Annotated in this window: 28 protein-coding genes; 24 read left to right on the top strand and 4 right to left on the bottom strand. The window is 53.9% G+C overall.

Annotated features, from left to right (window positions below; genetic code table 11):
* The first annotated feature begins 41 nt into the window (after positions 1-41).
* Positions 42-839 carry an ABC transporter permease gene (locus NUS69_RS08605; RefSeq protein WP_258083388.1) on the top strand — a complete coding sequence of 266 codons (798 nt, stop codon included), beginning with the start codon at positions 42-44 and terminating at the stop codon, positions 837-839.
* Between the two features lie 9 nt (positions 840-848).
* Positions 849-1,847: an ABC transporter ATP-binding protein gene (locus tag NUS69_RS08600; protein ID WP_258083387.1), complete on the top strand. Its 999-nt coding sequence runs from the start codon at positions 849-851 to the stop codon at positions 1,845-1,847.
* A gap of 145 nt (positions 1,848-1,992) precedes the next feature.
* On the opposite strand, the gene NUS69_RS08595 is transcribed toward NUS69_RS08600, so the two are convergent.
* On the bottom strand, positions 1,993-2,298 hold the full coding sequence (locus NUS69_RS08595; protein WP_258085144.1) for a hypothetical protein: 306 nt from the start codon (positions 2,296-2,298) through the stop codon (positions 1,993-1,995).
* Between NUS69_RS08595 and NUS69_RS08590 the strand changes: the two genes are divergently transcribed.
* The 7 genes from NUS69_RS08590 (at position 2,206) to NUS69_RS08560 (ending at position 8,780) form a co-directional block, all read left to right on the top strand.
* Positions 2,206-3,378 (top strand): radical SAM/SPASM domain-containing protein, encoded by a 1,173-nt coding sequence (locus NUS69_RS08590; protein WP_308686505.1) that lies wholly within the window; start codon positions 2,206-2,208, stop codon positions 3,376-3,378. The genes NUS69_RS08595 and NUS69_RS08590 overlap by 93 nt on opposite strands.
* Positions 3,371-3,535 carry a hypothetical protein gene (locus tag NUS69_RS08585; RefSeq protein ID WP_258083386.1) on the top strand — a complete coding sequence of 55 codons (165 nt, stop codon included), beginning with the start codon at positions 3,371-3,373 and terminating at the stop codon, positions 3,533-3,535. The genes NUS69_RS08590 and NUS69_RS08585 overlap by 8 nt, the downstream gene beginning before the upstream one ends.
* Positions 3,536-3,802: 267 nt before the next feature.
* Positions 3,803-5,032 carry a hypothetical protein gene (locus tag NUS69_RS08580; protein WP_258083385.1) on the top strand — a complete coding sequence of 410 codons (1,230 nt, stop codon included), beginning with the start codon at positions 3,803-3,805 and terminating at the stop codon, positions 5,030-5,032.
* Positions 5,029-6,537 carry an ABC transporter permease gene (locus NUS69_RS08575; protein WP_258083384.1) on the top strand — a complete coding sequence of 503 codons (1,509 nt, stop codon included), beginning with the start codon at positions 5,029-5,031 and terminating at the stop codon, positions 6,535-6,537. Before NUS69_RS08580 ends, NUS69_RS08575 begins: the two co-directional genes overlap by 4 nt.
* 4 nt (positions 6,538-6,541) lie before the next feature.
* Positions 6,542-7,462 carry an ABC transporter permease gene (locus NUS69_RS08570; protein ID WP_258083383.1) on the top strand — a complete coding sequence of 307 codons (921 nt, stop codon included), beginning with the start codon at positions 6,542-6,544 and terminating at the stop codon, positions 7,460-7,462.
* A gap of 5 nt (positions 7,463-7,467) precedes the next feature.
* Positions 7,468-8,385 carry an ABC transporter ATP-binding protein gene (locus NUS69_RS08565; RefSeq protein ID WP_258085059.1) on the top strand — a complete coding sequence of 306 codons (918 nt, stop codon included), beginning with the start codon at positions 7,468-7,470 and terminating at the stop codon, positions 8,383-8,385.
* A 32-nt stretch (positions 8,386-8,417) separates the two neighbouring features.
* Positions 8,418-8,780 (top strand): hypothetical protein, encoded by a 363-nt coding sequence (locus NUS69_RS08560; protein WP_258083382.1) that lies wholly within the window; start codon positions 8,418-8,420, stop codon positions 8,778-8,780.
* Here NUS69_RS08560 and NUS69_RS08555 read toward each other — a convergent pair.
* On the bottom strand, positions 8,769-9,239 hold the full coding sequence (locus NUS69_RS08555; protein WP_258083381.1) for a hypothetical protein: 471 nt from the start codon (positions 9,237-9,239) through the stop codon (positions 8,769-8,771). The two genes, NUS69_RS08560 and NUS69_RS08555, sit on opposite strands and share 12 nt — an antisense overlap.
* A gap of 68 nt (positions 9,240-9,307) precedes the next feature.
* Complete coding sequence (locus tag NUS69_RS08550) at positions 9,308-10,060, bottom strand: Nif3-like dinuclear metal center hexameric protein (protein ID WP_258083380.1); 753 nt, start codon at positions 10,058-10,060, stop codon at positions 9,308-9,310.
* 99 nt (positions 10,061-10,159) lie between these two features.
* Here NUS69_RS08550 and NUS69_RS08545 point away from each other — a divergent pair, with 99 nt between their 5' ends.
* The 6 genes from NUS69_RS08545 (at position 10,160) to NUS69_RS08520 (ending at position 14,953) form a co-directional block, all read left to right on the top strand.
* Positions 10,160-11,932 carry a tRNA uridine(34) 5-carboxymethylaminomethyl modification radical SAM/GNAT enzyme Elp3 gene (locus NUS69_RS08545; RefSeq protein WP_258083379.1) on the top strand — a complete coding sequence of 591 codons (1,773 nt, stop codon included), beginning with the start codon at positions 10,160-10,162 and terminating at the stop codon, positions 11,930-11,932.
* Between the two features lie 120 nt (positions 11,933-12,052).
* Entirely contained in the window at positions 12,053-12,622 is a 570-nt protein-coding gene (locus tag NUS69_RS08540; protein ID WP_258083378.1) for a hypothetical protein, read from the top strand.
* A gap of 9 nt (positions 12,623-12,631) precedes the next feature.
* Positions 12,632-13,159 carry a hypothetical protein gene (locus NUS69_RS08535; RefSeq protein WP_258083377.1) on the top strand — a complete coding sequence of 176 codons (528 nt, stop codon included), beginning with the start codon at positions 12,632-12,634 and terminating at the stop codon, positions 13,157-13,159.
* A gap of 127 nt (positions 13,160-13,286) precedes the next feature.
* Positions 13,287-13,802, top strand: coding sequence for a YkgJ family cysteine cluster protein (locus tag NUS69_RS08530; protein WP_258083376.1), 516 nt, complete (start codon positions 13,287-13,289; stop codon positions 13,800-13,802).
* A gap of 27 nt (positions 13,803-13,829) precedes the next feature.
* Positions 13,830-14,426 (top strand): hypothetical protein, encoded by a 597-nt coding sequence (locus NUS69_RS08525; RefSeq protein WP_258083375.1) that lies wholly within the window; start codon positions 13,830-13,832, stop codon positions 14,424-14,426.
* 20 nt (positions 14,427-14,446) lie between these two features.
* A complete protein-coding gene (locus tag NUS69_RS08520) occupies positions 14,447-14,953 on the top strand; it encodes a PUA domain-containing protein (RefSeq protein ID WP_258083374.1) in 507 nt (168 codons plus the stop codon).
* 31 nt (positions 14,954-14,984) lie between these two features.
* On the opposite strand, the gene speD is transcribed toward NUS69_RS08520, so the two are convergent.
* Complete coding sequence (gene speD / locus NUS69_RS08515; protein ID WP_055429966.1) at positions 14,985-15,416, bottom strand: adenosylmethionine decarboxylase; 432 nt, start codon at positions 15,414-15,416, stop codon at positions 14,985-14,987.
* A 331-nt stretch (positions 15,417-15,747) separates the two neighbouring features.
* Here speD and NUS69_RS08510 point away from each other — a divergent pair, with 331 nt between their 5' ends.
* From NUS69_RS08510 to NUS69_RS08470, 9 genes are all read left to right on the top strand, one after another.
* Entirely contained in the window at positions 15,748-16,665 is a 918-nt protein-coding gene (locus NUS69_RS08510; protein WP_258083373.1) for a protein translocase subunit SecF, read from the top strand.
* Complete coding sequence (locus NUS69_RS08505) at positions 16,662-18,185, top strand: preprotein translocase subunit SecD (RefSeq protein WP_258083372.1); 1,524 nt, start codon at positions 16,662-16,664, stop codon at positions 18,183-18,185. The genes NUS69_RS08510 and NUS69_RS08505 overlap by 4 nt, the downstream gene beginning before the upstream one ends.
* Positions 18,185-18,877, top strand: a complete 693-nt coding sequence (locus tag NUS69_RS08500; RefSeq protein ID WP_055429963.1) for a potassium channel family protein — start codon at positions 18,185-18,187, stop codon at positions 18,875-18,877. Before NUS69_RS08505 ends, NUS69_RS08500 begins: the two co-directional genes overlap by 1 nt.
* Before the next feature lie 146 nt (positions 18,878-19,023).
* Positions 19,024-19,335: a V-type ATP synthase subunit H gene (locus NUS69_RS08495; protein ID WP_258083371.1), complete on the top strand. Its 312-nt coding sequence runs from the start codon at positions 19,024-19,026 to the stop codon at positions 19,333-19,335.
* A 1-nt stretch (position 19,336) separates the two neighbouring features.
* The gene (locus tag NUS69_RS08490) at positions 19,337-21,313 is read left to right on the top strand and encodes a V-type ATP synthase subunit I (protein WP_258083370.1); all 1,977 of its coding nucleotides are present in this window, start codon (positions 19,337-19,339) and stop codon (positions 21,311-21,313) included.
* 15 nt (positions 21,314-21,328) lie between these two features.
* Positions 21,329-21,817 carry a V-type ATP synthase subunit K gene (locus tag NUS69_RS08485; RefSeq protein WP_088181426.1) on the top strand — a complete coding sequence of 163 codons (489 nt, stop codon included), beginning with the start codon at positions 21,329-21,331 and terminating at the stop codon, positions 21,815-21,817.
* A 38-nt stretch (positions 21,818-21,855) separates the two neighbouring features.
* Positions 21,856-22,467: a V-type ATP synthase subunit E gene (locus NUS69_RS08480; protein ID WP_258083369.1), complete on the top strand. Its 612-nt coding sequence runs from the start codon at positions 21,856-21,858 to the stop codon at positions 22,465-22,467.
* Between the two features lie 5 nt (positions 22,468-22,472).
* Complete coding sequence (locus NUS69_RS08475; protein WP_258083368.1) at positions 22,473-23,573, top strand: V-type ATP synthase subunit C; 1,101 nt, start codon at positions 22,473-22,475, stop codon at positions 23,571-23,573.
* Positions 23,570-23,878 carry a V-type ATP synthase subunit F gene (locus NUS69_RS08470; RefSeq protein ID WP_055429957.1) on the top strand — a complete coding sequence of 103 codons (309 nt, stop codon included), beginning with the start codon at positions 23,570-23,572 and terminating at the stop codon, positions 23,876-23,878. The genes NUS69_RS08475 and NUS69_RS08470 overlap by 4 nt, the downstream gene beginning before the upstream one ends.
* The last annotated feature ends 7 nt before the right edge of the window (positions 23,879-23,885 follow it).

The following is a 23,885-nucleotide window of genomic DNA, read 5'->3' as shown; positions in this document are numbered from 1 at the left end:
GATATTCTTTTAAACCTCCCTTCCGACTTTTTTCGGTTGAAATGATGGACGGCCTTAGAATAGTCCGCGAGTTCTTCAGGGTCCAGAGGGAGGTCTTTTTCAGCTACCGCTGGGACGTGGTCAGCTATCTGATAGGCCTTCTAATCCAGGTTGCAGTGATGGGGATATTCGCCAGCCTGGTAACGATAGACGCCAACATCGAGCAGTACGGCACCGACTCCTTCCTCCAGTTCTTTCTGATAGGCTTCATCGTGCACAACATAATATTCCTTCCGCGGGGCAGCCTTTCCAAGCTCCTGATTGGGCGCAGCTTCCCGATGCTCTACGCCTCCCCCGCCGGAATGGTGGCGATCTTCGTGGGAATAAACGCCTGGAACGTCGTCTGGAGCCTTATGATAATGGGCCTGATAACTGTGATCTTCGTTCTCTTCTACGGCCTGGTCATACACATCAACCTCGGTGCTTTGCTTGTTATCCTCGCGGGCTTCACCCTCACCTTCGCCCTTGAACTTTTCTCCGCCGGCTTTCGGGCGGCGACCAAGGCCAGGCAGGACCCGATAAACTGGTTCCTCAACCTCACCTCCCAGCTCGTGAGCGGTCTCTACTTTCCTCCTCAAGTTCTCCCCTGGTGGCTCCAGCCTATTTCCAAGATACACCCCGAGAGGTACATTCTTGAGATGGCCAGGCTGACGATGGGCGGGGGCTATTCAGTGTCCCAGATCTGGCCGGGCTTCGTGAACCTTGCCCTGACCACGGGCGTCATGCTCCTGGTTGGAATCGCGACCTTTCGGTGGGGCGTTGGAAAGGCAATGCAGCTGGGAACCCTCGGGCACGTGTGAGGTGGTCAGATGATAGAAGCAGAGCATCTCACCAAGTACTATCCGCCCCCTTTCAGGGGCTTCTTCGATCTGGGTAGCCTTCGTGATTTTCTCGGAAAGCCCAGGGAGGAGATTCCGGCCCTCATAGACCTGAGCTTCCGGGTGAGGGTGGGGGAGATATTCGGCCTCCTCGGCCCCAACGGCGCGGGAAAGACAACCCTCTGTAAAATCGCCAACGGCCTCCTCGAGCCGAGTTCTGGAAAACTGCTCATCGACGGCCACGACAGCTTTAGGGAGCACGGCAAAGTTGCGAGCAAGATGTTCACCGTTTTCACCGGCGAGAGGGACATGTGGGGCATATTCCAGTGGCGTCTGAGCGTTCAACGAAACCTCCAGTTCATCGCGAGGCTGTGGAAGGTCCCGGAGGGTGAGATAGGGGAGCGCATAGAGTACGCGCTCAAGCTGCTGAACCTGTGGGAGAAGAGGGACGAGTGGTACCAGAAGCTCTCGGCCGGAATGAAGCAGAAGGTTTACATCGCCTCCGCCCTTGTGGTACAGCCCAGATACCTCATACTCGACGAGCCGACGGTTTTTCTCGATGTGATAACCAAGAGCGAGATACATGATGCAATATTAAGCTTAGTCCGTGACTTTGGGACAACGGTTATCCTCACCACCCACGACCTTGGGGAGGCGGAGAAGCTGAGCGACAGGGTTCTGCTCTTCAACAAGAGGCCTATCCTGGAGGGAAAGCCCGAGGAGATAAGCAGGAAGCTCAGGGCTCCGATTGATAAGAAGGTTGTGGCTCTGGTGGAGGGAAAGTTCGACTGCAGCTGGGAGGGTCTCGTGAAGTGCACCTTTAAGAACGGTTATACCCATGTCGTGGCGTACCTTAAGGTCGAAGAAGTTGATGAGTTCGTGAGGTTTCTCTCCTCAAAGGGTGCCCTTCAGATTAAGGTGGAGGAATTATCACTAGAGGATGTATTTCTGCTTGTTTTTAGTCGTTTTAGCGAGGTAGAAAAATCTTAACACTTCCTTGATTTTTAAATGAATGGAAAATTTTATAAGTACTAATCTCAGTTTTTTTTTTCGGAGGTGTTAGAGTACAATGTCTGGAGATGTAAAACCGGAATTGTACACCTTCCATGTTGGTGGCAAGTATTTTGTCTTGCATTCATCCACAGGAACCCTCTTTGAAGTCGATAAGAAAACCTATGACTTCTGCAGGTTTGTGGCAGAAATGGGCTGGAGTGATGCCAGAGAGCGTTTTGTAAGGGAGTACTCCGAATCTGACTGGAATTCTTTGATAAATGAGATTAAATCCGATGAGAGCCTGCGCCGGGTGTTCTTTGAAGCTAAACCTCCTGTAAAACCATATTTTGGAATTATGAAATCTAAGATCTCCTCCCTCTCCCTTAACGTCATGGAGGACTGTAACTTTGCGTGCGTTTATTGCTATGGTGATGGTGGGACTTACCACACCCCCAACACCAAGATGAGTCCTGAAGTTGGTAAAAAGGCCATTGACTTGCTAATGAAAGAAGGGAAGAAAGCTGTTAACCTTCAGTTTTTCGGTGGCGAACCTTTGTTGAACTTTCCGCTGATTCGGGAGCTTGTTCACTACGCCAAGGAGAAGGCTGAGGAATACGGCAAAACCGTTACATTCAGCATAACAACTAACGGCTACCTCATCACGGACAAGGTCATTGACTTTTTCCTCGAAAACAACTTCACGGTAACTTTGAGCTTTGATGGTCCTAAGGACATTCAGAATTACAACAGACCTCTACGCGGTGGGTATCCAACCTTTGATGTTGTGGCCAGGAACGCTCGAAAGATGCTTGAGCGCGGCGTTAAGGTTAGCGTCCGCGCGACGATTCTGCCCGAACAGCTCGGCAGGTACTATGAGATTTACCGGTTCTTCGTTGATTTTGGATTTAGGAGCGTTCATCTTGAGCCCGCCACCACCAGCACACCGCTAACCAAGGAGCATGCCAAACTCATTGAGTCCGCCCTGGAGAAGATAGCGAAGGACGAGCTTGAACACTACAAGGAGAAGGGAATCGTTTACACGAAGCTCCGTGAGATGGTTCACATGATATACTCCGGCACCTACCGCCATTATCCATGCGGCGTTGCCAGGAGCTACTTTGGGGTTTCGGCGGACGGAAAGATATATCCCTGCCACCGGTTCGTTGGGATGGAAGAATTTGTGGTTGGTCACGTTGATGATTTCAGATGGGAGAACGAGTTCATTCAGAAGATTCTGCGCCATACCGTAGATAGGAGGCCCAACTGTTCGAACTGCCCGATAAGGGCTTACTGTGGCGGTGGTTGTATCTACAACAACCATTACTACAACGGCGATATATTCCTCCCTGACGAGTTCCACTGCTCTTACATGTTTGCTCTCGTGAAGTGGGGTTCCTGGCTCTACTCAAATCTTGACGAGGATTGGTTGAATAAGGTCTTTTCACGCTCACTCCAGAGAGGGGTGAGGGCCGAGGAGTCCGATGAGGCCAAAACCCAAAAACCGAAGGAGGTGATAGAGAGTGTTTAAGAAGCTGAACGCCGGCGGCAACCCGGTGGAGCCCCTGTGTTGGATATCAGATAGCTGCAAGACCATTGACAGTGGAGGTTGCTGGCTTTTTGACAGTTGCGACTATGACCACGGTGACTGCAAGATAAGGGATTCCTGCGGCAGGGATTACAACTGAGCTCTTAGGAGGGTGTGAATTGTTCCGCAGACTTACAAAGACTACAAGTTCACACACCATTCAGCCGTACTGTTGGCTCAGTGATTCCTGCATAGAAGATAACGGCGGATGCAGACTGTGGGATGACTGTGGATACGATGCAGGAGGTTGTCTCCTCATAGACACATGTGGTGAGCTGGACCTGTGTGATTTGGATCCATTTTAGTTTTTTAAATCCCATTTTCAATTTTTAATGGAAATGGGAATTTATTAATCGGGGGTAGTTTCGTGTACCCTGTGCTGAGAGTCGAGGCAATGAAGCTCAAGCAGGGGTTGTTGTTACCGTACGCCTTGGGGTTAGCGCTCTTTCCGCTTCTCGACGACATCGCTTTGCTAATTCCCTATTTTATCGCGGGCTTTCTTTTCATCGTGTTCTCGGGCGACCTGTGGGGGACCTGCCAGCTTTTAATGTCCAAGCCCTACAAACGCTCGCGCCTGTTCCTTGAGATTTCCCTTTCCCACCTGCTCCTGGTTTCCCTCCTAATTGCGCCCTTTGCCCTCCTTAACCCGATATCTGCACTTTTTGCCTTCTTTGCCCTTCCATTCCTGCCTCTGGATTATTTGACGGCTTTGATGCTGAAGAACTCCCGGAAAACCATGGCGGTTGGAGTGCTGGTGTTTCTCCTCCTCACCTTCGTTCCGCCGGGAATCGTTCAGATTAAGGCCCAGGAAAAGGCTCAAGCTACCCTTGGGATAAAGAGCCTGGAGGACTACGAGGCCAAAAAAGAGGAGTACCACGCCCTCGTGCTGGAGCTTGAAAAGCGCTACTCCAACTATGCCTTCCTTTCTCCGGGGGCGCAGCTTGAGCTCTTCGCGAGAGGGGTCGAATCCGGTGAGGGCGATGCCCTCCTCAGGCTCTCCCTAACGCTGGTCACCTTCCTTGCCCTCACCGTGCTCGTCTTTCTCCTCTTCCTGCGCTTCGAGCCCGGAACCTTTATCAAACCCTCCCTTCCGTCCCTCTACGTACCGTTCCTCCCTTGGTGGTTTGGAAAAGAACTCGCTGGCCTGTGGGCCTCAAGAACCTTCCAGGCCCTTCTTGTCCTTCTGGTTCTTCCAGTTGGGAGAACCCTCAAGGCCTTTGTCCTGCTCTTCCTCCTGCCCCTCGCTTCCTTGGAAATCCTCTCGGAGAACCCGGTTTTAATCCTCAGCAAGCCCGTTGGCAGAAACTACCTCCTAAGGCGCCTCCTCGTTGCTTCTCTGCTCTTTGGAATTTCGACCCCTGTTGTTGGGTTCTCCTATGGGGTTGCCTTCTTTCTGGCGTCCCTGACTTTCTCCATGGGGCTGTTCACGAGGAGGGGTGCCTTAGTCCTAATCCCCGTGCTCGCGCTCCTCTTTGCCCCGGCAATCGGGTCGGGAACGGCCTCCCTAACACTTGCCTTCCTCTCAGTCGTTCCCCTCTCCGTCTCGGCCCTGAGGATTTCGAGGATGGACCTCAGCGCGTGGGGTGGCGTGGAATGAGACATAAGCTCGTGCTTTTCCTCCTCTCACTCTTCCCCGCCTTAGCGGTCGAGATAGACGTATCAAAGTTCACCGCTCGCTACCCGGATATTCCGGCCGAAGAGCTTGGCCATCTTGTCACAGCAGACCTGCTCGCCAAGTGGCTCCCCAGCTTTTTCAAGTTCCTGTTGGTTCCCCTAATCTTAATCCTGCTCCTCTCGCGCTTTGGCTCGGACTTCGAGCGAGGGAACGTCCTTCTACTCCTCTCAAAGCCCCTCACGAGGAGGCGCTACTTCCTCGACTGGGCAGTTGAGGGTATGAAGCTCGCTCTGATTTCAGCTTTGGGAGTAACACTCTCTGGAGCGCTCGCGATGCTGGCTCACGGTTTCGTGGTTGAGGACTACCTCATCGGTTCCCTCGCCCTTTCGCTCTCGCTAATCGGCGTCCTCGGAATCGCCCTGCTCCTCATTCCCTTCGCAACCTCCCGTGATGCGGGAGTTTTCCTCGGGCTTGGAGCGTTTGTAGTTCTCCTTCTCCTTGGGGAGTTCGGTTATTCCTTTATCCCAACTTCTTACCTTGAGAGGGCCGTTTCTATTGGGGAAGACTTTTCCGTCTGCTATACCGCCGTTGGTGAGCTTCTGGCCCTTTTCATTGGCCTGTCGCTCGTTGGAATGGAAGTCTTCAAGAGGAGGGAGCTTAGAAGCCCCGGGTCATTCTCAGTTCCGGGTTTTTCCTTCTCCCCCCGCGGGCTCTACGGCGTTTTCCTTGGACTTAGTCTCCAGAGCAGGCGCTTCCTGGCGTTCGTTGCCTTTACTGCCCTTATGGCGCTTTTAAATAAAGCCACCCTCGACAAGTACTACTCCATCTACCGCCTTCCTGGCCTTCTCAACGCCGTAATCCAGACCCTGAATGGCTCTTTCCTCCCCCTCGTGGTTCTCCCCCTGGGGGCGCTTTCAATAGGCTCGGCCATCGAGAATGGCACTGTTAGAGTTTTGCTGAGCAAGCCGTTGAGAAGGAGGGACTTCTTCCTCGGGACGCTCCTGAGCGACATCTTTGCTGTGCTGGCTGGAGTTATTCTCTACGTTGCTTTCATCGTTGCCTACGCCCTGCACCTTGGCTCTCCGTTGGGTAAAACCCTCGAACTCGGCCTTGTCTTTGGTTTTCTTCTCTTTCTCTCGCTCGTCCAGTATCTGGCCCTCGGCTACCTGTTTTCGGCCTTCATGAGGGGCAGGAAGGCGCTTTTTGCTTCGCTGGTTCTGGCCTTCCTGCTTGGCGTCGTTGCCCCGATAGCTTTCCTCGCCTCGTTCGGGCGCTCGGAAGAACTTGCCCAGAAGGCTCTTTACCTCCCGGCACCGTCGGTTCAGTACGCTGTACTCAGCTCCGCGCTCTTCCGGGGGCGCCACCTTCCTCCAGCAGAGATGGATAAGATTTTAAACTACGAAGGTAATCTGGCTATGCTGGTCGTTCCGACGTTCGTCTACTTAGTCGTCTCGTGGCTCAGGTTCAGGAAAGCCGACCTGAGGTGATAGAATGTGGGGGTTCGAGCTTGAGCTGAAGAAAAGTCTGAGGACGAAGAAGTTCTGGCTGATACTGGTTTTGATTCTGCTAATCTACGCCATGGCCTTCAGGGAAGTGAGGGACAACCTCGAAGGTGCCACAAATCCGGGGGAAGTGCTCGTCACGAGCCTTGTGGGTTACATAGCGGTCAGTGCGTTCCTCTTCATCGGCGTCTACGCCCTCATGGCCGGGGCGACTTCAGTTAATAATGACCTTGAGAACGGAACGGTCAGGGTTGCCCTCAGCAAGCCCCTCGGACGGGCCTCGTACCTGCTCGGCAAGTTCCTCGGCCAGGCGCTCAGCATAGTCGTGGCGATGGTCTTCGCAACACTGCTCTCCTTCGCGGTAACAAAGTACTACGGCCTCTCCCTCACGGCTTCCCTCGCTGGCGATTTGGTTCTCTCGAACCTGCTAATCCTGCTCACCATGCTCCAGCTTTTAGCTCTCGGTCTGCTGATTTCAACCTTTGTCCGCTCCTCGAACACCACCCTGGGGCTGGCCCTGGTTCTGTTCTTCGTTACCGGCCTCGTCATGCCCCAGATCGTGGACGGCTTCGCCGAGGACAAAGCGAAGGAGGAGTTCGGGATTGAGAAGTGGGGGGACTTCAGCAAGCTTTCGCCGGAGGAGAAAAGGGCCTACCGCGAGCGCCTGGACGAGCTTTACAGGGAGTACCACCTGAAGTACCTCTTCTACATCCCCCAGGTACTCATGCTCGACATCTTCACGGACATAGACAAAACCACCTTCAACGACGACGGCACGTACACCGTTGAGTACATCGGGGTTAAGCGGGCCATAGCTGACAATTCCGCCCAGACGGCGCTGATAGTTGGGCTTATCCCCATCTACCTTGGAGCGGCCCTCTTCAGGTTCAGAAGAATGGATTTGAGGTGATGGTCGTGTTGAGGGTTGAGGGTTTGGTTAAGGTTTATAGGGACGTTAGGGCTTTGGATGGTCTTAACCTTGAGGTTAAGCATGGTCAGGTGTACGGCTTCCTCGGGCCGAACGGCGCTGGCAAGAGCACTACAATCCTGAGCACCCTCGGTCTCGTCTTCCCCCAGGAGGGGAGGATTGAATTGTTTGGCGAGGAGGTCTTCAAGGACGGGAAGTTTGATGAGGGTAAGCTCGTCAGGGCCAAAGCTAAAATAGGTTACATGCCGGAGCACGCCACTCTGTGGGATTTTTTAACGCCAGAGCAGACTCTTGAGGTCATTGCCGACTCCTTTGGGATTCCCAGGGCAGAGAAGGAGAAGCGCATAAGTGAACTCCTCGACCTGGTTGGTTTGAAAGAAGCTCGAAGGAGGAAGGTTGGCAAGTTCTCCAAAGGAATGCGTCAGAGGCTTCTTTTGGCTCAGGCTTTGATTAACGATCCAGAGCTTTTAATCCTCGATGAACCGATGACCGGGCTGGATCCGAGGGGTATTGCCGAGTTCAAGGAGATCATCAGGGAGCAGAAGAAGGCCGGGAAAACCGTCTTCTTTTCCAGCCACATTTTGGCTCATGTTGAAGAGGTTTGTGACACGGTTGGAGTGATCGTTAAGGGTAAACTCCGGTTGGAGGATAGCATCGAGAACATCAAGCGGGAATTCCTGAGGAAGGCCGGCTATACCATTGTCATTGAGACCAACAGGCCCGTGGACTGGGGTTTGGCGGGGTGGAACGTGAGTCCCCTCGGTGAGAACAAGTACCGCGTGGTTGCCGAGAATGACATTCGCGAGGAGCTACACGACTTCGTTGCTTCCCAGGGCGCAAAAGTCCTTACGATGCAGGTGAAAGAGCCGAGTTTGGAAGAAATATTTCTCAAGCTCATCGAGTAAGTTTTTAACCTCCCGTTTCTCCTTTTTCTCTGGTGTCCCCAATCAAGGTCAAAACCCTGACCAGGGAAATCGTCGCGCTTGCAAATGAACTCGGCCTTAGCGCGGTTCCAGAGTACAGGACGCCTGACGGCACGAGGATAGACATAGCTGTCCTCAACGGCGAGCAAAAGCTCCTCGCCATAGAGCTTGAGGCCTCATTCAAGTGGTTTCCCCAGAGGCTCCTCTACGACGTCGTCAAGGCCCACCGGGCAGGTTTCCCGGAGCTCTGGGTTGTGACGCCCTTTACTGCCCGTCCCCGCTGGGTGTTTGAATATTCTCAAGAAATAGGTGTAAGGACAGAGGTTATAAAACCGGAGGAGATAATGGAGAAGATAAAGTCCCTTTCATCCCTTTGAGTTGGCCTCTTTCCTGTACCTTATGTATATCACGTCCTTTGCGTGCCAGACTGGGAGCTTGTCCCCGCTGATGGTTATCTGCGCCTCCTCACCCTGCTGGACTATTCTCTCCGTTACCTCCTTTGGCAACTGGAACTGGACGTAGACTTCGTCGGGCAGGCTGTCTTTCTTGACAGTTATCTTGAACGTTCCTTCACCCTTGTATATCTCTTCCCCGTAGCGTACCATATATTCCGTGCCCTCAGGGAACGTTATGGTGAGATCAAAGGAGTCAACACGGGGGTGTATCACCATTGAAAACAGCCCAAAACCGTCCTTTGTAACGAAAGTGACACTCTGGTTGCTCATGTAGAATACCTCGCGGTATTCGATGCTCGCTGGGGGTATCTGGGCGGTTGTGAGGGCGTACGCTGCGAGTGCCATAGTTACCACTGCCATTACAAGTAGCCCCTTGTTCATCCCGACCACCTCCTAAGATATTGGGGCTTTGTCTCTTATTAACTATTTGTGTAGGCCTTTACGTTTTCTCATAGTCCGGTGGGCGCGTCTATGAAGAAAGCCTCGATCCCAAACTTTTCTTTTACGACCTCCATCAGGGCCTTGACGCCCAGGGTTTCGGTCTTGTAGTGTCCTGCAACGGCAACGCTTATTCCAAGGTCGAGGGCAGTCAGGTAGTCCGCGTGGGTAAATTCTCCGGTTACGAGGAGGTCTATTCCCTTTCTCCACGCCTCTTCAAGGGCGAATGCTCCAGCCCCGCTGATGGCTCCGACGGTTTTTATCTTCCCCTCCCCGAACTCGTAGGTTTTAACGGTTGTATCGAGCTTTTCGGCTATTACCTGGGCGACCTTCTCTATCGGTTGCGGCTCCTCGAACTCCCCGAGGAAGCCGATCGTTGTCCCTCTGTACTCCCCGAAGGGCTCCTTCGGTTCAAGGCCTAGGAGCCTCAAAAGCCCGACGTTGTTCCCGACCTCTGGGTGGGCATCCAACGGCAGATGTGCCGCGTAGAGGTTAATGCCCGCATCGAAGAGCGCTTTCAGGCGTCTGTAGTGCACCCCCGTGATGTATCCCAGACCGCCCCATATCATGCCGTGGTGGACGATGAGCATGTCGGCCCCGGCCTTCGCGGCCCTCCCGATTGTTCTTAGCGTTGTATCGACGGCAAACGCTATTCTCTCGACCTCCGCCTTTCCCTCAACCTGGAGGCCGTTGCTCGACTTGTCTGGATAAGCTGAAATCTGAAGATATTCATCGAGGAAAGCAACGAGCTCGTCGCGGTTCATTCTCCCACCCCGTATTCACTTGGTGAATTATTCACTAACTGAATATGTCCGGCAAACCCTTTTAAAACCGAGCCTCAACTCCAGCCGAGAGGTGTCGGGATGAGTGAGAAGTTCCGGAAGGCTGTTGAAGAGCTCGCGAGGGCCGTCATGAACGGTGAGATAAAGAGCCGTGAGGAGCTCAACAGGTACAAGATAGCCGTATCCAGGAAGTATCACCTTTCAAAGATTCCCGGTAACTCAGACATCCTCAGGGCCATCCCGGAGGAGAGAAGGGAAGAGTTCAGGGACTTGCTGAAAAGAAAGCCGACGAGGACGATAAGCGGCGTTGCGGTAGTTGCCATGATGACCAGGCCATTTCCCTGCCCTCACGGCAGGTGCATCTACTGTCCAGGGGGGCCAAGCGTCGGCTCGCCGCAGAGCTACACCGGAAAGGAACCCTCCGCCCTGAGGGCCGTTCAGAGCGCCTACCATCCCTACATCATCATGATGCGTCGCCTTAAGCAGCTCACCGATATAGGACACGACGTGGACAAGGTCGAGGTCATAATCCAAGGTGGAACTTTTCCAGCGGTTGACCTGGACTACCAGGAGTGGTTCGTCAAGTGTGCCTTCAAGGCCATGAACGACTTCCCGCACTTTAAGGATGTGGAAAACCTTGAGGAGAAGCTCGTCAGGCTGATAGTCCACAAAGACGAGTCCGTCTTTGACGAGGACCCGAAGTTTAAGGGGGCATGGGAGAAAACGCACGCAAAGCCCTACTACTACCTCGAAGACGAGCAGAGGAAGAACGAAAGGGCTAAGGTCAGAATGGTTGGCCTGACCATCGAAACGCGCCCCGACTGGGCCTTCGAGAGGCACATAGACAGAATGCTGAAGCTCGGAACCACGAGGGTCGAGCTCGGTGTTCAGACGATATTCAACTTCATCCACGAGAGAACCAAGCGCGGGCACGGCGTTGAGGAGATAGTCAGAGCAACCCAGCTCCTCCGCGACGCTGGCCTTAAAATCAACTACCACATAATGCCGGGCCTTCCGGGAAGCAACTTCGAGAGGGATTTGTACACCTTCAGGGCGATTTTTGAAGACTCTCGCTTCAGGCCCGACATGCTGAAGATATATCCCACGCTCGTTACGGCAGATGCACCGCTCTACCGCCAGTGGAAGGAGGGTAAGTACCGCCCCTACCGCACGGAGGAGGCCGTTGAGCTTCTCGTCGAGGCCTACAAGCTCTTCCCCAAGTGGGTTCGCGTGATGAGGATCCAGCGCGATATACCCGTTCAGCTCATCGTTGATGGGGTCAAGCACTCCAATCTGGGCCAGCTCGTCTTCAACGAGCTCGTGGAGAGGGGCATAAGGCCGAGGGAGATTAGGTTTAGGGAAGTTGGCCACATGATGGAAAAGTTCGGGGTTCAGCCCGAAATCGAGCACATCAAGCTCCTCCGTGAGGACTATGAAGCGGCTGGAGGTAAAGAGATATTCCTCAGCTTCGAGGACGTTAAGAACGACATCTTGATAGGCTTCCTCAGGCTGAGAATTCCGAGCGAAAGGGCCCACAGGAAGGAGATAAACTGCTGTCCCTCAGCCATAGTCAGGGAGCTCCACGTTTACGGTCCGCTCGTGCCGATAGGCGGGAAGCCGAGGTACGAGTGGCAGCACCGGGGATACGGAAGGGAGCTTTTGGCTGAGGCCGAGAGGATAGCTCGCGAGGAGTTCGAGGTTAAGAAGATGCTCGTCATCAGCGGCGTGGGAGTCAGGAACTACTACCGGAAGTTCGGCTACCGGAAGAACGGGCCCTATGTCGCCAAGAGGCTCGATAGGAGCTACGCTGACTTCGAAATTCGCGGGCACTTCGACGGGCACTTAAACACCTGAATAGTGTTTTATTCTCTCCCTGCTTTGGTTTTCTAGCTCTCCCTATTGGTTGAAAAAACCTTTTCTCATCAGTAAAACTTTTAAGCACCGGTGAACAAGTATAGACTGAGGTGAGCCGGAGTGGTGAAAAAGCACCAGGTCTCGTACGAAACGAGTTTCCGGGCCAAGGTTCTCATATTGGCGCTCATTTTTGGAATCGCCATATTCATGATAGTGTATTACCCCCTGCTGAGCCATCAGACCAACCCGTGGGGGGTGGCGGCGCCCAAGGGGCAGATCGTTCTCGCCCAGAACTTTACCCTCGGTTCCGTGAACTACACCAATGCTGTTCCGGCAACCTCCCAGAACAACCTGCTTGTGCTCAAGGGCAACGACAACTTGGGGGACACGCTCACCCTGGAAGTCCAGACTCCAGGATGGTGCGTTGACCTGTGGACGTGGGGCGGCTCGTCGAAGGGCTGGCAGCAGAAGTACGACTGCGTCAGAGAGGTCCAGCTGAGTCAGTACGCTTTCAAGAGGATTCCCACCCACGAGGCAAAGGAGATACTCTACTGGTACCTTGAGACGGGCTACGTGATAGTTTTCCACAAAGAGAGCCCCGTCCAGAACTACGAGCTTGTCAACTTCACAGTGACCTACGGCGGGGAAACGGACTGGGGGGCATTCAAGGTGTCCCTTGGGAAGTCATGAGGTGGTTCCATGAGGATATCCTACGAAACGGCGTTTCGGCTCAAAGTTCTCTTTATAGTCCTTGTTTTTGGGATTCTCATCTTCAGGATAGTTTACTATCCCCTCCTCACCCACAAGGTTGTGCCCTACGGCGTTGCCGCTCCGAAGGGACAGATACTCCTCCTCGAAAACATAACACTCGGCAACTACACGTGGGAGAACGCGATTGATATGCAGAATCACCTGATACTGAAGGGCAGCGAGGACTACGGAAACACGGTTCTCCTTGAGATCCAAACGCCCGGCTGGTGTGCGGACGTTGCCTTCTGGGACGGGCAGAAGTTCATCGTGAGCGAGAAGTGCGTGAGGAAGCTGGCGATCTCCAAGTACTTCTTCGTGGTGACCTCTGCTTTCTACTGGTATGTGGAGCCCGGTTATCACCTGATCTTCTACAAACCCGATGGGAACCCCGAGAAGTACGAGCTTGTCAACTTCACCGTGACCTACGGCGAGAAAACCGACTGGGGAGCTTTCAAGGTCGCCTACGGAAAAAGCTGAGGGGGTTAAACCCTGCTTCAGTCTCTTTTTTCATTGGTCTTGCCAGATTATGGCAGTCTGTTCTGTTAACAGAGGGTCAGGCATAGGTGCCCGATGCATTTTTAACTTCCCGGTGCGACTGGGACATATGAGGTTCGAACCGAGGCCTTTCACCGAACCTGTGCCCTTCAGGTGCCTCTACTGCCTCGACTGTTGCCGCGGGAGGCATGTCTATCTGACCCTGAAGGACATAGAGAGAATAGCGAGAGCCGGCCACGACCCCCAGGAGTTCGTGACGTTCTCCATAGAGGGGGATAAAATCCGCTTCGTTTTAGCGGTGAGGGAGTGGGATCTGGGGTGTATCTTCCACGACCCTGAGACCGGAAAATGCCGGATTCATGAGGTCAACCCGGTAATCTGCAGGATTTATCCCTTCATGGTTTCGCGAAAGCCCCTCGGGGTCGAGGGAGAAAAACCGCTTCGGTACAAGGGCCAGAGTCTCTGGCTCTATTACGATGCATCCTGCCCGGGGATAAACGCTGAAAACCCTGAAACGCTTATAACTCCGGAGGAGATTGCCCGGCTCGGCCTCGAATTTGAGAGGGAGTTCGAGAAAACCGACATGGATGGCCTCGCGAGGCTCATTGATGAGCTCGAAAGGTAGATATATCCCCTTTGACTATATTCGAACATGGGGGACTGGAAGACCACGCTGCTCCTTGCCTCTTTCCTGGTACAGGCGGTGCTCGGCCTGGTGTTCTACGGAATCCCGGCCATAATGTTCTCCAAAGTGCTTCCCGAGTTCTTCTACCTTGAGCTGGCGTGGAGTCTTAAGCTTTTCATCCTCGGGTACTTTTTAACAGCGTTGCTGTCCCTCTACTATCTGGGGGTTTCGCCCAGGCTTGAAACGGGCAGGCTCTTCGGGACGGTTTACTTCGCCTTTGGAATGCTCGGCTCGGTCTGGGTCATCGTGGAATCCATCTCAAGTGCTGAGACGCCCCTGCTGTTCGTTGCCTTTGGCATATGGTTCGCCACCTCCCTCTGCGGAATCATAGCCCTCTGGCTGGCGGGGGAGAGAATTCCTGAGGCGGCAGCGGCCGCGGTAATGGCCCTCCTCGGCGTCTCCGCCCTGATAAGCACCCTTATTGCCGAGTGGGTTGCGGTGGATTACTACGTCCACGCCAGCATGAAAGGGGGGCCAGAAAACGCCACGGTTGTCGTGGGGTTGGTGGGGTGCCTGTCAATCTCTCGGACTCGAGCTGAGCCAAGCCTTTTAAGGCATGCCTGAGACTCCCAACCGGTGGGTTCATGGAGGGCGAGCTGAGATATAGACGTGCCTCCGCATGGGAGTACGATTTGATCCTCCGCGAGGCCGAGAAGTATGGTGAGCTAAAGCATCACTTCTTTGCCGTGGTGGAGGGGAGGTTCCGCGATGTTTACGCCGTGAACGAAAGTCTGTGGCGAGAGATCGAACGAATGAAGGTTAAGCCCTACGCCTACGGAACCTTCGTCGGCACGATAAAGGTGGACAAAAACCTTGTTGAGAAGTTCTATCCCAACGTGGAGTTCTTCTACTTTGTGAAGGTTGAGAAGAACTATGCCGTCTTGACCCCAAAGGCGGGCTTTCTCTTCACCACCGGAAAGGACGTGCCGAGAAGCGGCGTGAGAAGATACGTCTGGCAGGGAACGAAGAAACTGGTGGTCTACGACGAGAACGGTGTTATCCTCGGCATCGGCAGGATAAACCCGGAGAGCAGAAGGAAGTTCATCCTCAACGTTACCGACGTGGGGGAGTTTATAAGGAGAAAACGCTAGCCGGCAAAGGAAGTATAAAGGAAAACTAACCTCAGTCTTTTTCGCTGTTCTTCCTCTCGAGCTTCTCCTCCCACGTGAGTATCATGTGGGTAAAGGTCTCGTCTTCCTCCTCTATTCCACGCTTTATCTCGGAAACGTGGGCGTACTGGGCGCGGAGCTTGTCGAGGATGTAGTCAACTGCCTTCTCAGGGTCGGCGGTGGTTCCGCAGGTGTAAACGTCCAAAGCCGCGTAGCCCTTCTCGGGCCAGGTGTGTATTGAGATGTGGCTTTCTGCGACGATGACCATCCCGCTGACACCGGTGGGGGAGAACTTGAAGAAATAGCTTGCCTTGACCTCCATTTTACCGACCTTGGCTGCTTCCAGGAATATCTGTCTTATCTTGTCAGCGTTACCGAGGATTTCGGGATCACAACCTGCTGCCTCAACAACGTAATGGAACCCGATCGTCTCTATCTCAGCCATGGCTCTCACCTCTTGTTGCTCCTATTACGAACCCTTTTTAAAGTTAAGCCCTGAAGCGGAGAGCTGTGAACGGGCCGTTTTGGCGTTGAACTGCTCTGAACTGGACTGGAATTTATTGAACAGTTATATCTAGCTCGTTATTGAAATTTTCCGAAAGCTCATGGAGGATTCCCTGCAATTCCGATTTGAAGGCTCTTTCATGGGTTAAGTCCCCTCTGCGCCCAGTTTAATCATGCTCACCGATGGCCTTTTTTAGGCGTGAACCACTAATTTTAAAACTCATACCTCCAACTAACGACAAGTTTACTAAAACTCACGAAGGGGTGAAGGTATGTCGAAGCCTAAATCAAAGGCAAAGCCCACGGCGGGAGATGCCGTGAGGGCGAAGAAACAGGAAAAGCTGAGCTTCCTCGCAAGGATGGAATACAGAAAAATGATAATGTATCCGCTTGTGGTCTTCGTGATAGCCTTAATACTCCTCGCGGTCAACTTTCCGACGCTGGGGATAGACCTCAGGGGCGGTGTTGTGGTTACCGCCTACGGAGTTAATGCAAACCCGGATGAACTGGCCAAGTACATAAGCGATAAAATCGGTGTGGACGTCAGGGTCGAGAGCTTCACCGGTGTCGAGACCAGCGGTGTCAGGGTTTATGCGCCTATAGGCACCGACCCGCTCAGAATAATCGATGCCATGAAGGAGAAGTATCCTGGTGCTGAATATACCCACAGCGAGGTGCAGCCAACCTTTGGAGAGATAGCTCAGCAGCAGGGAATAAGGGCGCTGGCATTTGCGTTCCTTGCTATGGCAGTCGTGGTCTTTCTGTTTTTCAGGAACCTCGTGCCGTCGCTCACGATAATATTCTCCGCACTCTCGGACATGACGATAGCAGTTGCCCTGATGGGCATCTTCGGGATAGAGCTCACCACCGCCACTATAGCGGCGCTGCTCATGCTCATAGGTTACACCGTTGACAGCAACATCCTCCTGACGACTAAACTCCTCAAGAGAAAGGAGGACTCCATAGACAAGGCCTACCTCTCGGCCGTCTCGACGGGCTTCACCATGAGCACCACGACCCTGGGTGCCCTGCTGATTCTCTGGATAATCTCGACCTCCCAGACCATAGACAACATCGCCATAGTCCTAATCTTCGGTCTGCTCGCGGACTTCATGAACACGTGGGTTCTCAACGCGGGCGTGCTCAAGTGGTACCTTACCAGGGAAGCTGTCAGGGGTGGTAAGGCATGAAGAGAAGAACCAAAAAGCTTCTCCTAAACTGGAGGATAATCCTGCTCACTCTGTTTCTCATAGGCTCGATAGTGACCCTTGCGGTTAGGCCTCTCACGTTTGGTATCGACATAAGCGGCGGTGTCGCACTCGTTGCTCAGACCGAACACCCCGTTGACACCAAGACCATGCAGCTCGTAACTGACTCCCTTCAGAAGAGGCTGAACACCCTCGGCCTTAGAGACATAACCGTTGAGGCCCAGGGAGACCAGATAGTGCTGATTAAAGTCGCCAACGTTACCTCTCCGGAGGAGGCGAATCAGATAAAGAGCGTCATCGAGAGTCAGGGTGTCTTCTACATGGAGTTCGCGGGGACTGTATTTGGAACGGGAAACGACGTTGAGTATGTGGGTATCTATAAAATAAACCCCGACAACAGCTGGAGCGTTCCCTTCAGAATCTCCAAGAGCGCAGCCGAAAAGTTTGCTGAGCTTGCCAAGGGTAAGGCCGGCTGGCCGGTTGACATGTTCCTTGACCCGCCGGTCAACTCTCTGATGATTGTCCCCGAGAGCGTTTACAAGACGATGAACAGCTCGGAGTTCAACGCCAACGCCCCGGAGGCACCGACGCTCCTTGAGAGGATTACCAAGGCCTTTAACATAAGCGTCGTCGCCTACGCCAACCAGAGCGCCGACGAGATAGTCAAGCTCGCTCAGGGCAAGGGCAGGATAGTCCTCGTTGACGTCCCGGGGGAGCTTCAGACCCAGCTTGAGGCAATGAACATCACGGTAAGGTACGTCCCGAGGGCCCAGGGGGAGAGTGACCACGCGCTTATAGTCAGGGTTCTTGGCCTTTACGGCCCGTATTCCCTTGGCGAGGGTCTTACCGTAGGAGAACCCCAGCAGGATGTTCAGATAACTGGAAGCGCTCCGGACAGGCTTACGGCCGAGCAGGAGGCGAGCACCATCTACACCGTCCTTAAGAGCGGGTCGCTTCCGGTCAAGCTCAACGTCGTTGGTATGGAGTTCATATCCCCGAGGCTCGGCGAGGGCTTCAGGACGCAGGCTCTCTACGCGGGCATTGGTGCACTCATAACCGTCCTGCTCATCGTCTACTTCCACTACAGGAAGTGGAGGATAGCCATACCCGTTGCCTCGACCAGCCTCTTCGAGGCGATAATCATCCTGGGCTTCGCGGCGCTCATCAGGTGGAACCTTGACCTGCCCAGTATCGCTGGTATCATTGCGGCCATAGGTACTGGTGTCGACCAGCAGATAGTCATAACCGATGAGCTACTCGGTGGGGAGAAGACCACGAGGATAAGCAGACGCTCAAGCATGCTCAAGAGGATGGGCAGGGCGTTCTTCGTCATCTTCGCGTCAGCAGCGACCACTATAGCTGCCATGAGCTTCCTGCTGGTTTACTTCGTCGGAACGCTCAAGGGTTTTGCCTTCACGACGATACTCGGAGTGCTCATCGGAATCCTGATAACCAGGCCTGCCTATGCGGAGATAGCCAAATACCTCCTCGGTGAGGACTGATGTTCGTCGTGATAATGGGTGCTGGCAGGGTCGGCTTCCTCGTGGCAAAGATGCTTGAGGAGGAGGGGCACGACGTAACGATAATAGAGATGAACAAGGAGCGCGCCAAGGAGCTCTCCCTCCTCATCAATGGTTTGGTCATTGAAGGCGACGCCACTGACCCCAAAACGCTGGAGGAGGCCAACATAAAGCAGGCGGATGCCTTTGCAGCCTTGACGGGCAAGGACGATGCCAACCTGCTGGCATGTATACTGGCCAAGCACCTCAACCCGAAGATCAAGACGTCGCTCAGGATAAGCAATCCCCAGAACAGGCGCATCTTTGAGGAGGTCACCGACCTGAAGCGCTACTTCGACTTCGTGATATCGCCGGAGGAGATAGCCGCTGAATACATCAGCAGGAACATAGTCACGCCGGGCTTCGATCGCGTTTTGTTCCCAAAGGAGGGCGCTGAAATAGTTCGCTTTACCATCAACGGAGACAGCGAGATAGCGGGCAGGCTGGTCAAGGAGCTGAAGCTGCCGAGGGACGCACTCATGGTGGCTGTTTACGATGAGAAGGGCAACCTGATAATTCCCTCTGGCGATACAAAGCTTCCGGACAGGGGACAGGTCATAATCTTCGCCAAGAACAGTGTCCTCGACGACGTGAAGAGGCTTTTGGAGAAGAAGAAACCCAACAATGAAAGTTAATATGACATTTTTTTCAACTTTCATGTCCATTTTTGTTCTTTCCCCGTCAAATCCTCGGCCCATAGGCCAAAAACTATTTAAACCGATTAGGGAAGCCAAAGGTGGCGTGAGGATCACCTGTTTTCGGTGTCATTGGGGGGCTAATCATGGAGGACGTCATCAAGCAGATTGTTGATGCAGAGAAACAGGCGGAAGAGAGGATCGAGAGGGCCAAGGAGGAAGCCAAGCGGATAGTCCTCAAGGCCCGTGAAGAGGCCAAGCTTCTGGAAAAGAACATAGTGCAGGAGGCCGAAAGGAACGCCGAATCCCTCATTGAAAAAGCACGTCTCGAAGGGGAGGAAGAGGCGAAGAAGATACTGGAGGCGGGAGATTCTGAAATCGAAGAGCTCAAGGTCAGAGCCACCAACAACTTTGAGAAGGCCATCTCCGCTGGAATAGCGCTCGTGAGAGGGGGCTGAAATGTTCAAGCCTGAAGAGATGGTCAGGATAGAGGTCATCACGCTTAACAGATACAAGGACAGCCTCCTAACGTACCTCCACGAGAACGGTATTGTGGAGATACGGGAGCTCAACGTCGAAGTTGCCCAGAGTGATTCTCCCAACGAGTACCACAGGAAGGCCGCTTCGTACAGCATAACCATCTCAAGGCTTGCAGATTTCCTTAAGGCCTACAGAAAGTCCACCGGGGGTGGCCTCAGGGAGTTCATCTTCCCGAAGGAGCGGGCAAGGAAGAAGTACAGGTACGAGGGAATCGAGAGGCTCATAAAGGACGTTGAAGCGTTCCTTGCTCAAGTTGAGCCCGAGATAAAGGCAGTTGAGGGCAAGATAACCACCACCCAGACTGAAATCGAGAGGATAAAGGGCGACATAGCGATACTGGAGCTTCTTTCGGCTCTCAACCTTGATGTGTCATACCTCAGATCAACCCAAATGCTGGAAATCGTCGTCGGAACCGTTGACAGAAACCGGTTTAAGCCCCTCGTTGAGGAGGTTACCAAAGCCACGGAGAACAGGGCGGTCATAGTTTCAAGGGAACTGAAGGACAAGGTTCTGGCGGTTTTCGTCTTCCTCAAGGCCGATTACGACAGGGCCAACCCGATTCTGGCCAAGTACTCCCTTGAGAGGCTTGAGATTCCGGAGGGTGAGGGGACTCCCAGGGAGCTCATAGCCGTCTACGAGGAGAAGCTCAGGAGAAAGGAGGAGGAGCTTGAGAGCGCCAAGAAGGACGCGGAGATGCTGGCTGAGCGGTACTACGAGGATGTCCTCTTCTACCAGGAGCTCATGGAGAACGAGCGTGACAAGTCAACCGTACTGCCGATGCTGGCCAGGACGAACATGACATTTGCTTTGACCGGCTGGCTTCCGAGGAGCGATGTCCCCAAGGTTCTGGAGGGCATCAAGAGGGTGACCAACGGCACCGCCTACATCAACGTCAGGGAGCCGACCGAGGAAGAGCTCGACGAGATTCCAATAAAGCTCAAGAACCCGGGCTGGGCCAGGCCCTTCGAGATGCTCACCGAGATGTACGGCGTCCCCAAGTACAACGAGATAGACCCGACGCCGATAATAACCTTCACATACTCGTTCTTCTTCGGATTCATGCTCACGGACTTCATGTACGGCCTCATAATAGCGATAATAGCGGCCCTCCTTGTCAAGGGGCACAGGAAGTTCAACGACGGCACCTACAAGTTCGCTTACACCCTGCTTATAAGCTCGTTCTTCACAATGGTGATGGGCGTTATCTTCGGCAGCTACTTCGGCAACGCCCTTGATCTGGCTGGGTTCACGGTCCCGCGCGTCTGGGACACCTTCCAGGATGCCCTAGTGGTGCTCCAGCTTGCTCTCGCGATAGGTATAGCCCACCTCTTCACAGGCTACACAGTCGGCTTCATAGTCAAGCTCAGGAACGGCGAAATCAAGGACGCGATACTCGACCAGCTCTCGTGGATGCTCATAATACTCGGAATAACCTTCCTGTTCCTCGCCAGTAGCAACCCGTCCCTGGACATGCCGGGCAAGGTGCTCTTCGGGATCGGCTTGATCCTCTTCGTACTCAGCGAGCTCAAGAACGGTGCACTGGCGGTTCTCCTGGTCATCTCAGACTTCTTCGGCTTCGTGGGCAGCTGGCTCAGCTACGCGAGGCTCATGGCACTGGCCCTAGCGACGGCGGGAATCGCGATGGTCGTCAACATACTGGCCCAAATGGTCTGGGGCATAAGCATCGGCCCCGTCCCAATAGGCATAGTCATCGGAATCATACTGTTTGCCGGCGGCCAGCTGTTTTCGGTCGCCATCAACGCTCTCGGAGCGTTCGTTCACTCGCTCCGTCTGCAGTACGTTGAATTTTTCGGAACGTTCTACTCAGGTGAAGGTAAACCCTTCCAGCCCTTCAGGGCAAAAAGAGAAGTTTCCGAGCTGGAGTTTGAAGCTTAAGGAGGTGCATGAAAGATGGACCCGATAGTTTACGTATCCCTCGGTGCGGCCCTTGCCGCAGGAATAGCTGGAGCAGCTTCGGCCTTTGGTGTCGGTATAGCCGGTGCCGCAGCGGCCGGAGTCGTCGCCGAGGATGAGAGGAACTTTAAGAACGCCCTCATCCTTGAGGGTCTGCCAATGACCCAGAGCATATACGGCCTCATTACGCTGTTCCTCATCCTGATGGTCTCTGGAATCCTCGGTGGCGGCTTCAAGTTCACCGACCCGACCAACATGGACAACATCGTTAAGAGCGCCATACTCCTCGGCGCAGGTCTCACCGTCGGCCTTACCGGTCTCTCGGCAATACCGCAGGGAATCATCGCCAGCGCGAGCATCGGTGCCGTTGCCAAGAACCCGAAGACGTTCACCCAGGGAATCATATTCTCCGCTATGGCGGAGACCATGGCCATCTTCGGTCTCGTCGGCGCCCTGATCATGATAGTTACCGGAGTCGGCTTCTGACTCCCACAACTTTCTTTATAGGTCAAGGAGGAAGGAAGATGGATGGAGCAGAGCTGATAATTCAGGAGATAAACAGGGAAGCGGAGCAGAAGATACAGTACATACTCAGCGAGGCCCAGAAAGAGGCGGAGAGGATTAAGGAAGAGGCGAGAAAGAGGGCCGAAGCGAGGGCTGAGTGGATACTCAGGAAGGCCCAGACCCAGGCGGAGACGGAGAAGCAGCGCATAATAGCCAACGCGAGGCTTGAGGTCAGGAAGAAGCGCCTTGAGGTTCAGGAGGAGCTCATTCAGGAAGTACTAACCGCCCTCAGGGAAAGGCTCGCGGAGCTTCCCGAGGAAGAGTACTTCCCGATGCTCATCGACCTTACCGTTAGGGCCCTCGAGGAGCTCGGTGGGGAGGCCTGCATTGTTCGCTCCAACGAGAAGACCCTGAAGCTCCTTGAGAGCAGGCTGGGAGAGTTCAGGGAGTCCGTTGTGGCAAAGCTCGGAAGGGATGTGGAGATAAGCCTCGGTGAGCCAATACAGAGCATAGGTGGCGTTCTTGTGGAGGCCCCCGACGGCTCTATTAGGGTCGACAACACCTTCGAGGCAAGGATAGAGAGGTTTGAGAGTGAACTGAGGGCAGAGATAGCCAAGGCTCTCTTCGGGTGAGGTTAATGGAAGCAGGAGCCGTAAGTGGAATCCTAAACACGACGCTGGCTGTGGTGTTCGCCTGGGTGGGATATAAGACGGCAAGGATAGTATGGAAGTACACACCCTATTCATACCCAAACGCCAGGATAAAGGCCATGGAGGCAAAGCTCCTCACCGAGCAGCGCTTCAATGAGTTAGCCGAGAGCAGAACACTGCAGAACTTTGTCGTCAGTCTGGAAGACACCGACTACAAGGACTACCTCACCGACGTTTCGACCTACACCGTCGAGGAGATAGAGAGGGCCTTGGAAAAGGCCCTTGCCGGAACCTACGAGCTGATGATTAAGATCCTCCCGAAGAGGGTTGGCCCGTTCTTCAGGTTCATGCTCGAGGAGTGGGACGTCAGGAACATAGCGAGTGTCGTCAAGGCCAAGTTCGCCGGCGAGGTTGCGGGCGACTACGTCATGGAAATAGGCCCGATGCTCCCGAAGGTCAAGGCCATGGCAGAGGCAAAGACCATGGAGGAGATACTCGTTATCCTTGAGGGCACTCCCTACGAGGAGCCCTACCAGAGATTGCTCCTTGGAGAGGTATCGCTCCAGGAGTTCGAGACAGAGCTCTACAGGATGCACTACGGAAAGCTCCTCCGCTATGCTCTCTCAAGGAAAGACGACGAGCGCGTCATCCTTGAAGAGTTCGTCAGGCTCAAAATCGACAAGACCAACATACTTATGGTCCTCAGGGCGAAGTCAGCCGGAATGACCGCAGAGGAGATAAGGCCGCTGATAATACCTGGAGGGAGCATAAGACTCGACCCTCTCCTCCACGTTGACGACCTGAGCATGGCCTTGGCCGAGCTGGACTCCACCAAGTACGGCAAGGTCATCAGGGACGTCAGGGAGGAAGTCGAGAGGGATCTCAGCGTTCTTGAGAGGGCCCTTGAGAGGCACATCCTTGAGAGGATGAACGAGCTCAACAGGTTCTACCCGCTCAGCGTCGCGGCTCCGTTAAGCTACATCCTCCAGAAGGAGAGGGAAGTCAGGAAGCTCAGGGCCATAGCGAAGCTCATCGAGGACGGGGTTCACCCTGAGAGAATAAAGGAACTCGCGGGTGATGTTGCATGAAGATAGCCGTGCTTGGGGACAAGGACACCGCGCTCGGCTTCAAACTCGCCGGTGCCCACGAGGTTTACTCCTTCGACGACACCCCCCTTGATATGGAGCGCCTGAAGAACAAGCTGAAGGAGCTCGTAGAGAGGGACGATATAGGGATAATCCTGATAACCGAGAGATTCGTCCAGAAAGTTGAACTTCCGGAGGTTACCCTTCCAATCATCCTTCAGGTGCCGGACAAGTCCGGCTCCAGGCTTGGTGAAGAGGCGATCAAGGAGATAGTTAGAAGGGCAATTGGTGTTGAGCTGAAGAGGTGAAGGGAAA

Origin of the sequence: Thermococcus thermotolerans, from assembly GCF_024707485.1 — an archaeon.
GTDB lineage: Archaea > Methanobacteriota_B > Thermococci > Thermococcales > Thermococcaceae > Thermococcus > Thermococcus thermotolerans.
Note: the sequence above shows the minus strand (reverse complement) of the source record. Positions and strands in the feature narration are given on the sequence as shown.